7 protein-coding genes are annotated in these 15,235 nt (G+C 69.6%); 1 reads left to right on the forward strand and 6 read right to left on the reverse strand.

Going from position 1 to position 15,235, the window contains the following annotated elements; genetic code table 11:
- Positions 1-12 precede the first annotated feature (12 nt).
- Positions 13-1,266: a glycosyltransferase gene (locus tag A7U43_RS17255; protein ID WP_067997699.1), complete on the forward strand. Its 1,254-nt coding sequence runs from the start codon at positions 13-15 to the stop codon at positions 1,264-1,266.
- Between the two features lie 3 nt (positions 1,267-1,269).
- Here the strand turns inward: A7U43_RS17255 and A7U43_RS17260 are convergent, their stop codons facing one another.
- The 6 genes from A7U43_RS17260 to pks2 all read right to left on the reverse strand — a co-directional run bounded on the left by A7U43_RS17260 (position 1,270) and on the right by pks2 (position 14,993).
- Positions 1,270-2,607 carry a hypothetical protein gene (locus tag A7U43_RS17260; protein ID WP_231963342.1) on the reverse strand — a complete coding sequence of 446 codons (1,338 nt, stop codon included), beginning with the start codon at positions 2,605-2,607 and terminating at the stop codon, positions 1,270-1,272.
- 44 nt (positions 2,608-2,651) lie between these two features.
- Positions 2,652-4,418 carry an AMP-binding protein gene (locus A7U43_RS17265; RefSeq protein ID WP_067997705.1) on the reverse strand — a complete coding sequence of 589 codons (1,767 nt, stop codon included), beginning with the start codon at positions 4,416-4,418 and terminating at the stop codon, positions 2,652-2,654.
- Between the two features lie 42 nt (positions 4,419-4,460).
- On the reverse strand, positions 4,461-5,819 hold the full coding sequence (locus A7U43_RS17270) for a WS/DGAT/MGAT family O-acyltransferase (RefSeq protein ID WP_067997707.1): 1,359 nt from the start codon (positions 5,817-5,819) through the stop codon (positions 4,461-4,463).
- An 18-nt stretch (positions 5,820-5,837) separates the two neighbouring features.
- On the reverse strand, positions 5,838-7,193 hold the full coding sequence (locus A7U43_RS29750) for a wax ester/triacylglycerol synthase domain-containing protein (protein ID WP_068002978.1): 1,356 nt from the start codon (positions 7,191-7,193) through the stop codon (positions 5,838-5,840).
- A 32-nt stretch (positions 7,194-7,225) separates the two neighbouring features.
- Complete coding sequence (locus A7U43_RS29755) at positions 7,226-8,686, reverse strand: condensation domain-containing protein (protein ID WP_197499868.1); 1,461 nt, start codon at positions 8,684-8,686, stop codon at positions 7,226-7,228.
- A 61-nt stretch (positions 8,687-8,747) separates the two neighbouring features.
- Positions 8,748-14,993: a sulfolipid-1 biosynthesis phthioceranic/hydroxyphthioceranic acid synthase gene (gene pks2, locus A7U43_RS17285; protein WP_231963696.1), complete on the reverse strand. Its 6,246-nt coding sequence runs from the start codon at positions 14,991-14,993 to the stop codon at positions 8,748-8,750.
- Between the last annotated feature and the right edge of the window lie 242 nt (positions 14,994-15,235).

Below are 15,235 nucleotides of genomic sequence, written 5' to 3' on the forward strand. Positions count from 1 at the left end.
CACTGCGACCTGATGAAAATCGTTGTGGCAGTCCACGGGACACGTGGCGATGTCGAACCCTGTGCGGCCGTCGCCCGCGAGCTCCGCACCCGGGGTCACGATGTGCGGATGGCCGTCCCCCCGAACCTGATCGGGTTCGTCGGCACGGTCGGTTTCACCGACGCGGTGCCCTACGGCGTGGACTCCCAGAAACAGGTGGAGAGCGACGCGTTTCAGAACTACTGGCAGTTCCACAATCCGCTGACGGTCGTCCGCAAGGCCGTCGATTACTACACGGCGGGCTGGAGCGAGATGAATGCCGCGCTCACCGAACTGGCCGCCGACGCCGACATCATCCTCACCGGCACCACCTATCAGGAAGTGGCCGCCAATGTCGCCGAGCGCTACGGCATCCCGCTGGCCGCGCTGCACTACTTCCCCAATCGGCCCAACAGCCAGTTGATCCCGGTGCCGGCGCCGCGCTGGGTCGCGAAGTCCGGCTTCGCGGTGCTCGAGTGGGGTCTGTGGCGCGTCTCGAAGAAGGCCGAGGACGAGCAGCGCCGCATCCTGGGCCTGCCGAAGACCGGCGTGCGGTCGGCCAAACGCGTCGTCGACAGCGGCACCTGCGAGATCCAGGCCTACGACGAACTGTTCTACCCCGGGTTGTCCGAGGAATGGAACGGCAGCCGGGCGTTCACCGGTGCCATCACGCTGGGCCTGCAGACCGAGACCGACGCGGAGGTGACATCGTGGATCGCGTCGGGCACGCCGCCCATCTACTTCGGTTTCGGCAGTATGCCGGTGCAGTCACCGGCCGATGCGGTCACGATGATCACCGAGGTGTGCGCCGAACTCGGTGAACGCGCCCTGATCAGTTCCGGGGTCTGGGAACTCGACGCCATGCCGCATGCCGAGCACGTCAAGCTCGTCGGTGCGGTCAACCATGCCGCGATCTTCCCGACCTGCCGCGCGGTGGTCCATCACGGCGGGGCCGGCACGACGGCGGCCGGCGCCCGGGCCGGGGTGCCGACGCTGGTGCTGTGGGTGTCCGCCGACCAGCCCGTCTGGGCCCGGCAGGTGAAGAAACTGCGGATCGGCACCTCGCAACGATTCACCCGGATCACGAAGAAATCGCTCACCGAGGCGCTGCGCACCGTCTTGGCGCCGGATATCGTCGAGCGGGCCCGCGAGTTCGGGGCCCGGCTGGCCACGCCCGAGCAGAGCGTCGCCAAGGCCGCCGACCTGATCGAGCAGAAGGCCGCGGCGGCGCAGCGCGCCGCCCGGTAGGGCTCAGCTCAGCGGGCCCTCGACGGTGCCGGTCAAGCCGTAGTCGGCCAGGACCTTGAGCACCACCTCGCGCAGCGCCTCCTTGGAGTTGTGCTGACCCACCGTCCAGGAACTGACCGACACGGCCACCCGGCCACGGGAGCGGCAACCGCCCAGCACCAGTTGGCCGCCGATCCGGTTGAGCACCCGGCTGGTGATCTGCGGTTCGGCACCTCGCATCATCACGTAGTCGGCGTCGGTGCCGTCGGGCCTGTTGAACGCCGGGTCCAGGTCCCCCATGTTGGAGCAGCCGATCGGACTGTTCACCGACAGCACCATGCCCTCCAGCCGGCGCAGCACCACCCGCGGGGTCAGCGGTGTCAACGGCAGCGGCCCGGTCATCCGCACCGACGTCTGCGCGGACTCCGACAGCGCACGTTTCATATCCGCACGCACCACGGTCAAATCCGTCAGCACCTGATCCGGATCGGCGGTCATCGTCGCCGCCACCAGAGCATTGGCTCGGGTGTCGCCCTCGGTGCGCTCACTGACCGGCCAGGACAGGTTCACCCGACCGTCCGGCCCGACCCGGCCCAGCAGCTGGCCGAGCCGGGCGGCCATCCCGCAGAACAGCGAGTTGGCGGTGCCGCCCAGGCGCTGCGCGCATTCATCCCACTGCGCCGCGTCGACGAACACCACCACCGACGGGGCGACCATCGGCTCGTCGTCACCGGGCGGCACGTCGCCGGCGGCCTTGAACGAGGTCGCCAGCTCGGCGCGCTCGGCGCGGGCCACCCGCACCGATGCCGCCACCGCGGCCACCATCTGCGGAACCGCGGCCAGCGTCTGCCGCGCATCCTGGGCCAGCGCCGCGCGCCGGGTCCGCGACCGCGGCGGCGGATAGCCGAGGTTGCGGTCCACCCCGTTGACGGCGTCGGTGACCGCGATGACCAGGCCGTGGCCATCGGCGATCGAGTGCGAGACCACCAGACTGACGGCCGCGCCGCCGTCGGTCAGCGGCTGTACCGCCAGCCGCCAGCCGGGACCGTGCTCGGGATCGATCGGCGCACCCAGGCAGGTGTCCGCCCAGTTCCACACGTCACCGCGCGGACGCTCCTGCACCGACAGATCCAGCGACTGCGGTGCCGCGTCGGCGACCCAATGATGCCGGCCGAACGGCAATGCCGACCGTTCGATCCGGCGTCCGAACAGACCCTTGGCGAGGTTGCGCCGGAACCGGCGCAACCCGTCCATGTCGACCCCGCGGTCGTACACCCAGACGGCCTGCACGATCGGCCCACGACCGAGCGCCCGCAGGCCGAGGAAGGACCCCTGGTCGATATAGGCGAGGGTGTTGTCCACTCTCACATCGTAAGTGCGCTCGGCACCGGTCGGCCGTCCGCGGCTCAGGCGGTGGGGACCTTGTCGTCCAGCCGGGAGAACTCGTGGTTGTTGTACTTCTGGACGCAGGACTGTCGGCGGATCTTGCCACTGGTCGTGATCGGGATGGCACCGCGTGGCACCAGCACCAGGTCGGCCGCGGCGATACCGTGCGTCTGCGAGACCGCGGAGGCGACATCCCGCTTGATGGTGAGCAGGTTCTCCAACACGGCCTCTTCGGTCTCGCCGCGCTTCTTGACCTCGATGATCGCCACCAGCTGCTCGCTGCGGTCCCCCTCGACCGCGATCGCCGCGACCCGGCCGCCGGTGATCTCCTGGATGGTGGCCTCGATATCGTCGGGATAGTGGTTGCTGCCGCGCACGATCAGCAGATCCTTGATCCGCCCGATGATGAACAGCTCGCCGTCGGAGAGGAAGCCGAGATCGCCGGTGCGCAGCCACGGACCCTCCGGGGTGCCCTCGGACGGATTCTCGATGCGCCCGCCGAAGGTGTGCTCGGTCTGCTCTGGCTTCTCCCAGTAGCCCAGGCAGTTGTTCTCCCCGTAGGACCAGATCTCCCCGATACCGCCGGCCGGCACCTCCCGGCGGGTTTCGGCATCGACGATGCGCACCACCGGATCCTCCGGGTGGCCATACCCCACCAGCTTGGTGCCGCTGCCGTCGGTGGTGCGCTCGGCCACCCCGGCGGACAGCTTCTCCGGGTCGAAGGCCACCACGCTCGGCGGGCCGGGCACGCCGGTGCCGACGAACAGCGTCGCCTCGGCCAGCCCGTAGGAGGGCCGGATGACCCCCTCGTCGAAGTTGAACTTGGCGAACCGCTGGGAGAACCGCTTCAGGGTGGTCTCGTGCACGCGCTCGGCCCCGCTGTACACCGCGATGACATCGCCGAGGTCGATACCGTCGAGATCCTCGTCGGTGGTCCGTCCGGCCGCCAGTTCGAACGCGAAGTTCGGCCCACCGGTGACCACACGCGGGAAGCTGCCCATCAACTGGATCCAGCGCGCGGGCCGGGCCAGGAAGGACAACGGGGTGGTGAACACCGTGCTCCAGCCGCCCAGCACCGGGGCGACGATGCCGAGCAACAGACCCATATCGTGGTAGAAGGGCAGCCAGGACACCACATGCGCACCCGACGGCGGCACCTTGCCGAAGTGCGGGAAGAACGCGCACATCATCTGCTCGAAATTGGAGGTCAGGTTGCGGTTGGTGACCATCACCCCGGCCGGGGTGCGGGTGGAACCCGAGGTGTACTGCAGGTAGGCCGTCGCCGGCTTCTCCTCGCGGCTGGACAGCGATTTGCGACGCGCGTCCAGGTCCAGGGTGTCCACCTCGATGACCGTCGCGGCCGCCGCTGCGCCCTCCCCATCGGCGCTTTCGGCCTTCGCGTATTCGGCCACCGTCGCGGCCACCGCCGAGGTGGTCAGGATGAGCGACGGCGCGGAGTCCTTGATGACGGCGGACACCCGCTCGTCGTGCTGGCCGACCATCGGCACCGACAGCGGCACCGCGATGATGCCGGCTTCCAGCGAGGCCAGGAACCCGATCACGTATTCCAGGCCCTGTGGCGCCAGGATGACGGCGCGGTCACCGATTTGGCCGATCTGCCGCATCTCGAACGCGAGGCTGCGCACCCGCCGATACAGTTGCGCCCAGCTCAGGGTGGTGGAGACCCCGTCCCAGTCGTGGTCGTAATCCATGAAGGTGTAGGCAATGTCCTCGGGTTGGAGGCTCGCGCGTTCGCGGAGCACGCCAATGAGGGAGGTATCGGACATCGGGTGTGAGCCTTTCTCAGCCGTGCAGATCGAAATGCAGTATTAAACGAACACGCCGGTCAGGTCGAATTCGGCCAATGTCTGGGCGGTCAGGTCCCGCAGGCGGGCCTTCGAGTTCTCGGCCCCGGACTGATAGGCGACGATGCCGATGATGATCTTGCCACTGATCCGGCCGGAAACCACGACCAGCTGCCCGTCACCGTGTTCCAGCTCGCCGCGCGGGGTGGCCTGATCGACACCGTAGAACGCGGTGTACTCGGCCTCGGTGCCGTCCGGACAGGTCAGCACGGGCGGCAGGTCGCCCATGTTGGAGCACACCACCGGCATGTCGTCGGAGGCGATCATCATGTCCGCGACCTTCTTGACCAGCCGCTTGGGCACCAGGGGTGTCAGCGGCATCAGTTCCAGGATCTCGTCGGGTTGATCCTTGGCCGACTTCAGGGCCTCGCGCAGGATCCCCCGGGTGGCGCTCAGATCCTTGGTCACCTCGGTGGGGTCGACCTTCGCGTTCACCAGCGTCATCGCATTGGCGCGGACATCGGTCTCGGAGGTGCGATCGCTGATCGCGATCAGCAGCGACACATTGCCGTCGGCGTTGCGCCGACCCATCCGTTCCCCCAGCTTGGCGCTGATGGCCGCCAGCAGCGAGTACCCGTTGCCGCCGAGGGCCTCGGCCCGCGCATCCCATTCGGCCAGATCCACATAGGTGGTGATGGCCGGGACGATGACCAACTCGTCGGGGTCGGCGACCGGCGGGCGCACCGGTTTCGCCGGCGCCGCGGCCGCCTCGCCACCGGCGCGCAACACCTTGACCGCCTTGCGGGCGGCCCGGGCGATGGTGGGCAGCTCACGTACGGTCTCGCGCAGGTCCTCGAGGATGGCGCGGCCGGTGCGCCGCGACAGCGGCGGCGGGTAGCCGATGTCGATGTTGGCGCCGGCCACCGCGGTGCCCACCGCGAGCAGGGCTGCCACGCCGTCGCCGAGGCAGTGTGAACCCACCACCGAGATGGCGGTGACGCCGTCGGTGAACGACTGCACGGCCATCTGCCAGCCGGGCCCGTCCTCGGGGTCGACGGTGACCTGGGCCCACCGGTCGGCCCAGTCGCTGATCTGCTCGCGCGGCAACGGGTCGGTGTTGATGTGCAGCGGCGCGGCCGGGCCCAGTGCAGACACCCAGCGGTAGCGGCCGAACGGCAGCGGGGAGCGCTCCACCCGCCGACCGGCCATCCCGTAACCGAAGTTGCGGTGGAAGCGCCGCACCTGGTCCATGTTCACCGGATGCTCGTAGACCCAGACCACCTGGATCATCTGCACCCGGCCGGTGGCCCGGTTCGCCCGCACCAGGGCCTCGTCCCACAGGGTCAGCCGGTTACCCTCGGCGGTGCCGTTAGTGAACTCCAAAAGACCTGTTCCCCTTCACTACTCGATCACGCCCGACAGCTCGAAGGCCGCGAGCGTGCGCTCCAGTTCGGCCCGCAGCCACGCCGTGGTGTTCTCCGCACCCGGTGCGTAGGCGGCGAAGGTGAGTGTCTCGGTGCCGTTGATCCGCCCGGCCACCACGGTGAGCAACCCGCAGCGCTGCTCCAAAGCGTGCAAGGTGGCGACCCGGTCGATACCGCGCAGGAAGACGATATCGGCCGGGGTGCCGTCGACATTGGGCACGCCCTCGGGGACGTCACCCATGTTGGAGCAGGACACCGGCAGTTCGGTGCTGAACCCGAACGCGACATCGGCCATCGTGCGGACCACCCGCTTGGGGATGTACGGGGTCAGCGGCAGCAGCCGCAAGTTCTCGTCGGGCACCTCGCGTGCCCGACGCAACCCTTCCTTCATCGCCGCGCGCGCCTCGGTCAGGTCGGTGGTCACCTTCGCCGGGTCGATGGCCAGGTTCACCAGCACCACCGCGTTGGCGCGGGTGTCGTCATCGCCGGGTCCCCGGTCCCCCTGCGGGATGTTCAGGGTCACCATGCCGTCCGGACCCACCCGCCCGATGTTCTGCGCGAGTTTCGCGACGAACCCGGCGACCAGCGAATGGCCGTTGCCACCGAGTTCGCCGGCGCGCCGGTCCCAGTCGTCGAGCTTCACGCAGACGGTGGCCGACGGGGTGAAGACCTGCCGGTCCGCACCGGTGACCACGGGTTTGGCGGCACCGGAACTCGACAGTTCGGCGCGCCGCCGGATGGCCTGGCGGGCGGCCTCGACCAGGGTGCGCCCCACCTCGGGCAGCCCGCGCACGGTGGCGCGCAGGTCGGCGCGCAGCGCCTGGCCGCGGGTGCGCGACCCCGGCCGCGGGTAGCCGTAGTCGAGGGTGCGGGCGTGCACGGCGTTGACCATCGAGGCCAGGGCACCGCCGCCGTCGCTGACGCAGTGCGAGATCACGATGCTGACGGCGGTCGACCCGTCGGTCATCGGCAGCACACCCATGTGCCAGGCCGGTCCGTACTCCGGATCCAGCGGCATGGTCGAACGTTCGTCGATCCAGCGCCCGAGGTCCGCGCGTTCCCGCGGCGCGTCGATGTCCAGGTCGGACTGCGGGCCGAGCGCGGAGACCCAGCGGTGTCGGCCGAACGGCAACGGCGACCGTTCGATCCGCCGGCCGAGCAGACCGTGGCCGATGTGCGCATGGAAGCGTCGGACGCCGTCGAGGTCGATGGGGCGCTCATAAATCCACACCACCTGCATGACGGCCTCCTGGCCGGTGGCACGCAGCCCCAGGAACATCGCCTGGTCGGTGAAATCGAGCCGGTTGTCGGGCGCTGTCACGGCACGAGCCATCGCGACGGTACCTCCGATACCCACAACGACGATCAGGCCGTCTTGAGATCCAGGTCGACGGTGTCCGCGGCGATGGCGGCGACCGCGACGCTGCGGCCCTCCACGACGCTCAGGTACACGGACTTCATCGCCTGCAGATAACGCAGCACCGATTCGCGGGCGATCGGATTGCTCGGGAAGGCGGCGGTCACCGTGGTCTCCTGCTCGACCCGGTTCACCCACATGCCGACCTGGTAGGCCGAGCGCGAATCGCTGTAAATGGTGCCGTTGAGGCGCTGCCACTCGGCGATGACGCCGGGCGACAGCAGACCCGCATCCAGGTAGGACAGCATCGGCACGCCGGCTTCGGGCGCCCGCAGTCCGTGCGAGGCCGCCCCCAATTCCAGCACCCGCTCGACCGGGACGTGGGCCAGGTCGAGGCCGCCGTCGAAGGATTCCTGCGCCGCGCGGGCGGTGTCGTCGAACGATTCCGGGTCGACGGGGACGGTGATCGGCACCAGCCCGGTGAACCAGCCGGTGGTCATGAACTCCGCCGGGGTGCGCCGGGTGGTGGTCGGGGTGATGACGCGGTAGGTGTCGGTTCCGGTGAGCGCCGCGTTCGCGATGGCGCCGCAGGCGAACACACCGCCGCTGAAGCGGGCTCCGGCGGTGATGCAGGCCTGCTCGAACTTGTCGCCCTGCTCCTTGTCCAGCAGCTGCACGGTGATGACATCACCGGTGTAGGCCACCGACGGGTCACCGAGCGGCAGCGGGAAGGTGGGCAGTGTGCCGCCGTTGTGCTGCAGGAACTCGATCCAGTCGCGCACCTCCGGCGATTCGGTGGTCAACCCGGACACGTAGGCGTGCTGCTCGCGGCAGTAGGTGTCATAGCTGCCCGGTTCCGGCAGCTTCAGCGGCGCCAGACCTTCGACCAGCGTGTTGTACATCATGTGGATCTCGACGAAGGCCAGGCCCATGAACATCGCGTCGGTGTGCACGTGGTCGACGCTGATGTAGATGGTGAAGTGGTCCTCGCGCTGGATCATCCCGATGTGGAAGCAGTCCCAGACCCACGGGCTGGCGGTGCCCAGCACATGTTCGCGCCACTGCGCCGCGTTCATCTCGCCGTGCTCGACGGGAGTGAACTTGATATCCCGCGGGTTGGTCACGGTGTGCCGGACGATCTGGTCGGCCGAGTCGGCCCCGCCGGGGACGTACTCGAACCAGCTGTGGAAGGTGTCGTGCCTGCGCAGGTAGGCATTGATGACATGGGTCATCGCCCGCACATCGCAGCGCCCCGGGATATCCCAGGAGGGGATGTTCAACCGGGCCATATCGGTGCCGGAGGCCTCGTGCTTGCGGTAGGCGAGCAGATGCTGAGCCTGCTGGTAGCTCACCGGGACGTCGCTGACCGGCGCATCCTTGACCTTGGCGAGCGTCGCCCGCGACGGATGCCAGGAAGTCACAGCCCCGGGTTCGCCGACCCAGTCATGGATCGGTTTCATCGCAACCACTATTCATCTCCTGCTTCGACGACGCCCGACCACGTATCGAGCCACGCTGCGCGACCCGTGATCATGACGGAACCGATACTTCGTCAGGTGCCAGCACATCGCACAAGCGATCGGCCAGCGCCCGGATGGTGGAAATATCTGTCGATCCGATACGAATACCTGTCTCCGCTTCGATGCGGGTGCGTACCTCCAACGTGCCGAGCGAATCGAGTCCGTACTCGGCGAGCGGGCGATCCGGGTCGACCGACCGGCGCAGGATCATGCTGATCTGCTCGGCGATCATCCGGCGCATCCGCGCCGGCCACTCGTCGCGCGGCAGCTCATGCAACTCGGCGAGGAACGCGCTGCCGGTGTTGCGCTGCCCGGTGGACTGGAACGCCTCGGCGAACTTGCTCGTCTGGGCGAAGGCGGCCAGCCACGGTGTGCCGACCACGGGGGCGTAACCGCTGTAGGCACGATCGTGCCGCAGCAGCGTCTCGAACGCAAAAGCGCCCTCCTCCGGCGCGATCGCGGCCTCGCTGCTCTCGGCCAGTGCGGCACCGGCACCGATCTCCGCCCACGGGCCCCAGGCGATCGACGTGCTGGGCAGGCCCTGGCTGCGGCGCCAGTGCGTGAACGCGTCCAGCCAGCTGTTGGCCGCGGCGTAGGCACCCTGTCCCGGTGAGCCGACCAGCGCGGCCGCCGAGGAGAACACGCAGAACCAGTCCAGGCTCTGCTTGGCGGTCGCCTGGTGCAGGTTCAGCGCACCGTAGACCTTGGGCGCCCAATCCCGCTCGACCAGTTCGTCGGTGATGTTCGGGATCGCGGCATCCTCGATGACCGCGGCGCCGTGCAGCACCCCGCGCAGCGGCAGGCCGGTGGCGCAGGCCGCCACCACCAGCCGGTCCGCGGTATCGGGCTCGGCGATATCGCCGAGTTCGACCTCGACCTCGGTGCCGGTGCGGCGGATCCGCTCGACGACCTCCTTGGCGGCGCCCGACGGCGCGGAGCGGCCGTTGAGGATGATGCGGCCGGCGCCGGCGCCGGCCAGCTTCTCGGCCAGGAACAGACCGAGACCGCCCAGTCCGCCGGTGACGACATAGGCGCCGTCGCCGCGGACCGCTTGGGCCTCCTCCGGCGGGACGACCGCGCTGATCTGGCCCCCGTGCGGGATGTCGAGGACCAACTTGCCGGTGTGCTCGGCGGCACCCATCACGCGGATCGCGGTGGCACCGTCCTCCAGCGGGTAGTGCGTGGTCTCCGGCAGCGGCAGCACGCCGTCGGCGATCTGCTGGTAGCAGACCTCCAGCAGGCGCCGCAGGGTGTCGGAATCGGTCAGCGACAGCAGCGCCAGGTCGACCGCGTAGAACGACAGGTTGCGCCGGAACGGGAACAGCCCCATCCGGGTGTCGCCGTAGATGTCGCGCTTGCCGATCTCGACGAACCTGCCGCCGAAGGACAGCAGCTCCAGCCCCGCCTTCTGGGCCGCACCGGTCAGCGAGTTGAGCACGATGTCCACGCCGTAGCCGTCGGTGTCCCGGCGGATCTCGTCGGCGAACGCGGTGCTACGCGAATCGTAGACGTGTTCGATTCCCATGCCGCGCAACAGTTCTCGTCGCGCCTCGCTGCCCGCGGTGGCGTAGATCTCGGCGCCGGCGGCGCGCGCGATCGCGATCGCCGCCTGTCCGACACCACCGGTGGCCGAGTGGATGAGCACCTTGTCCCCGGCGCTGATGCGGGCCAGGTCGTGCAGGCTGTACCAGGCGGTGGCATGGGCGCTGGGCACCGCGGCGGCCCGGTTGGTCGGCAACCCCGGCGGCAGCGTGACCGCCAGGTTGGCATCGCAGGTCACAAACGTCGCCCAGGCCCCGTCGGCGGAGATGCCGCCGACCCGGTCGCCGACCTTGTGGCCGGTGACACCCGGCCCGACCGCGGTGACGACGCCGGCGAAGTCCGCACCCAGCTTGGGCATCCGACCCTCGAAGCTCGGGTACTTGCCGAACGCCACCAGCACATCGGCGAAGTTCAGGTTCGACGCGGTGACCGAGACCTCGATCTGACCGGGGCCGGGTGCGATGCGCTCGAAGGCGGCCAGCTCCAGCGACTGGATGTCACCGGGCGTGCGGATCTGCAGGCGCATCCCCTCCCGCGCCGGGTTGACCACGGTGGTGCGCCGCTCCTCCGGACGCAGCGGCCCGGGAACCAGACGCGCCACATACCACTTGGAACCGCGCCAGGCGGTCTCGTCCTCGTCGGTGCCCGACACCAGCTGCGCGGCGATCTGCGCGGCGTCGGTGTAGTCGTCGACGTCGACCTGGGTGGTCCTCAACTGCGGGAACTCGGTGCCGATCACGCGCACCAGGCCGCGCAGCCCCGCCTCGTCGAGGTTCGCGGAATCCTCGGCCAGCACGGTCTGCGCGTTGCGGGTCAGCACGTGCAGCCGCGGCGCCTCCCCCGGCGTCTCCGGCAGCTCGCGCACGATCTTGACGAGGTGGCGCACGTTGTCGCCGCCGCGCACACCGGACTGCTCATCGGTGACACCGTGCCGTGGCGGGGTGACCACCAGGACATCGCCGAACTGCTGGGCGGCCAGTTGCTCACGCAACCGGGCGGCGTGCGCATCGTGATCGGAATGCTGCGGCCACACCATCGTGGTGACGTCGACGTCGTGGCTCTTGAGCGCGTCGGCGAGCTTGGTGGCCAGCAGATCGGCCGCATCCGAGGTGCTGATCAGCAGCCAGCGCCCGGCGTCGTGGTAGTCCACCTCGGGCAGGTCCTGCGGACGCCATTCGATGGCCAGCAGCCGGTCGCTGAAGGTGCGGTCCCGCTGGCCGCTGTCGGAGACCCCGGTGCCGACGCGCAGCCCGCCGACGGCCAGCAGCACGGTCCCGTTCTCGTCGAGTAGGTCGAGGTCCACCTCGACGGCCGCCGCGCTGACGCTGACGATGCGGGCGTAGCAGTAATGCGCGTTACGGGTCGAACCGTAGGCCCGCAACCGCCGCACCCCGAGCGGCAGCATCAGCGTGCCGGTGGTGTCGCTGTGCAGCACCGGGTGGGCGCCGACGGCCTGGAAGCAGGCGTCCAGGAGTGCCGGATGGACCCCGTAGGCACCCTGTTGGGAGCGGATCGATCCGGGCAGCGCGACCTCGGCGAGCACCGAATCCGAGGCGCCGCCGGACGCCACCGGCCCGTCGGCGGCGGCGACATTGACCGCGACCAGGCCGGCGAACGCCGGGCCGTACTGCACGCCGCGCTGGTTGTACCAGCCGCGCATCTCGGCGCCGTCGACGCGCACCGGGTGCGCCGCGAACACGGCGTCGATGTCGATGGCGGCGGGTGCGGTCTCGTCCGCACCGGCGCGCAGCGTGGCCGTGGCCCGCTTGACCTGTTCGCCCTGCAGGTAGGTCTCCACCGCGAAGTCGGCGGCGCCGGCCCCGGTGACGGTGGCGGCCGCGGAGACCTCGGTGCTCTCCTCCAGCAGCAGCAGCTGATCGAAGGTGATGTCGTGCACCTCGCCGGCGTCACCGAGCACGGTGCGCGCGGCGGCCAGTGCCATCTCCACGTACGCGGCGCCGGGCAGCGCCGCGACGTTGTGCACCTGATGGTCGCCCAGCCAGGGCTGGGTCTCGGTGCCGACGTCGGCCTGCCAGGCGTGGCGTTCGGGTTCTTCGGGCAACCGGACGTGGGCACCCAGCAGCGGGTGCACGGCGATGGTGGCACCGCCGGGGGCGAGTTCGTGCGGGTCGCGCACCAGCAGCAGTTCGCGGTGCGTCCAGGTCGGCAGCGGGGCGTCGACCAGATTGCCGGACGGGTAGAGCACCGAGAAATCGATCCGGGCTCCGGCGTTGTGCAGGTCGGCGAGCACCCCGAGCAGGCCGTAGGGCAGCTCCTGTTCGCGTCGCACGCTGGCCAGCGCGGCGTGGCTGATGTCGAGGCTGCTCGCCGTCTGGTCGACGGCGTGGGTCAGCAGCGGGTGCGGGGACAGCTCGGTGAACACCCGGTAGCCGTCCTCCAGGGCGGCCTGCACGGCGGCGGCGAAGCGCACCGCGTGGCGCAGGTTGTCGACCCAGTAGTCGGCGTCCCAGTCAGCGATATCGCGCGGGTCGTACAGCGTCGCCGAGTAGTAGTCGACGTTCGGCTCGGACGGATCCAGATCCGCCAGCGCGTCGGCCAGATCGTCGAGGATCGGGTCCACCTGCGGCGAGTGCGAGGCCACGTCCACGGCCACCTCGCGCGCCATCACATCGCGGCTCTCCCAATCCGCCACCAACTCGCGGATCGACTCCTTGGCACCGCCGACGACGGTCGAGCGGGGGGACGCGACCACCGAAAGCACCACGTCGTTGATCCCGCGGGCGGCGAGCTCGGAGAGCACCTGCTGGGCGGGCAGTTCCACCGAGGCCATGGCGCCGGAACCGGCGATGGTGGCCATCAGCTTGGAGCGCCGGCAGATCACCTTGACGCCGTCTTCGAGGCTGAGCACGCCGGACACCACGGCCGCGGCGACCTCACCCATCGAGTGGCCGATCACCGCGCCGGGCAGCACGCCATAGGACTTCAGCGTGGCGGCCAGCGCCACCTGCATGGTGAAGACGGTCGGCTGCACCTTGTTGATGCCGGTCACGGTGACCGAGGAACGCAGCTCTTCGGTGACCGAGAAGCCGGACTCGGCGGCGATCAGCGGTTCGATCTCGGCGACGGCCGCCGCGAAGGCCGGTTCCGCGGCGAGCAGGCCGGCGCCCATGCCCGCCCATTGCGAGCCCTGACCGGAGAACACCATCACCGGGCCGCGATCGTCCTTGGCCACCGCGGCCTGATACGGCGTCTCGCCGTCGGCAACCTCACGCAGCGCCGCGATCAGGGACGCGTGGTCGTGGGCCAGCACCGTGGTGCGCACCGGGCGGTGGGCGCGGCGCCGGGCCAGGGTGTAGGCGAGGTCGTGCAGGTTCAGGGTGTCGGTGCGTGCGGCGACCCAGTCCGCGAGCCGGCCAGCGGTGCTGCGCAGCCCCTCGGCCGAGGTCGACGACAGCGCGAAGATCTGCGGCCCCGCCGGCTCCGTGCCGTCGGCGGGTGCCACCGCCGGGGCTTCCTCCAGTACCGCATGCACATTGGTGCCGGACAGGCCGTAGGCCGAGACCGCGGCGCGGCGCGGCGTCTCGCCGACCGGCCATGGCGAGGCGGCCGTGGGCACGTACAGGTCGGTCTTGATGTTGGCCAGCTCGTCGGGCAGCCGATTGAAGTGGATGTTCGGCGGCACCGTGGCATGCCGCAACGCGAGCACGCTCTTGATCAGCCCGATGGCACCCGAGGCGGACTGGGAGTGGCCGAAGTTGGTCTTGCACGACCCCAGTGCGACCGGGCCGCCACCGCCGTAGACCGCGGCCAGGCTGGAGTACTCGATCGGGTCACCGACCGGGGTGCCGGTGCCGTGTGCCTCGACCATGCCGACGGTCTTCGCGTCGACCGCGCCGACCGCCAGCGCCTCTTGGTAGACGGCCACCTGGGCATCGCGCGACGGGGTGGCGATGTTGACGGTGTGGCCGTCCTGGTTGGCGGCGGTGCCGCGCACGACCGCGAGGATCCGGTCGCCGTCGCGCTCGGCGTCGGCGAGCCGTTTGAGCAGCAGGACACCGACCGCCTCGCCGGGGACGAAGCCGTCCGCGGCGGCGTCGAACGCGTGGCAGTGCCCGGTGGGCGAGAGCATCCCCTGCGCCGAGCCCGAGGACAGTTTGCGGGGCTCCAGCACGATGGTCACGCCACCGGCGAGCACCAGGTCGCTCTCCCCCTCGTGCAGGCTTCTGGCGCCCATGTGCAGTGCCAGCAGGCTCGACGAGCACGCCGAGTCCACCGAGGAGGCCGGGCCACGCAGACCGAGGTGATAGGAGATGCGCCCGGACGCCAGGCTGAAGTTGTTACCGGTGAAGCCGTAGGGCCCCTCGATGGCATGGGCGTCGGCCGCGACCAGTTGGTAGTCGCCATGGGTCAAGCCCATGAACACACCGGTGCGCGAACCCTCCAGGGATGCCGGATCCAGGCCGGCGTGTTCGATCGCCTCCCAGGCCGTCTCCAGCAGCAGCCGGTGCTGCGGGTCGACCGCGGTCGCCTCACGATCGCTGATGCCGAAGAAGTCGGCGTCGAAACCCGCTACATCGTCGAGGAAGGCTCCCCACTTGGACACCGAGCGGCCGGGCACGCCGGGCTCGGGGTCGTAGTACTCGTCGGCATCCCAGCGGCTCTCCGGGATCGTGGTGACGAGGTCCTGCCCGTCGAGCAGCGCCTGCCACATCTGGTCAGGTGAGTCGATTCCGCCAGGCAATCGGCACGCCATCCCGATGACGGCGACCGCTGTGACAGGTGTATCAACCACGTAGTTCAAACCTCTTCCAGGCGGGGTACTGCCAGACCGAGTGAGCCGGGCGGCGGCGTGCGGACTACCGTGGGCGCCTTTGCGGGCGGGCCCCGTTTTCCTTTCCACACCGTGCCGGGACTCGTCCGTGAGTCGGTAGCGTAGTCGTCTCCGTTGACGATGGCGTTAAAAACTGAGCAAATCCACTGAGGACTCTACAGCTT

This window comes from Mycobacterium adipatum (genome assembly GCF_001644575.1).
GTDB lineage: Bacteria > Actinomycetota > Actinomycetes > Mycobacteriales > Mycobacteriaceae > Mycobacterium > Mycobacterium adipatum.

Bases quoted from the DNA above. Each gene is read 5' to 3' on its own strand.
- A7U43_RS17265 (WP_067997705.1), bottom strand. From the start codon at position 4,418: ATGTCCGATACCTCCCTCATTGGCGTGCTCCGCGAACGCGCGAGCCTC.
- A7U43_RS29750 (WP_068002978.1), bottom strand. From the start codon at position 7,193: ATGGCTCGTGCCGTGACAGCGCCCGACAACCGGCTCGATTTCACCGAC.
- A7U43_RS17255 (WP_067997699.1), top strand. From the start codon at position 13: ATGAAAATCGTTGTGGCAGTCCACGGGACACGTGGCGATGTCGAACCC.
- pks2 (WP_231963696.1), bottom strand. From the start codon at position 14,993: ATGGCGTGCCGATTGCCTGGCGGAATCGACTCACCTGACCAGATGTGG.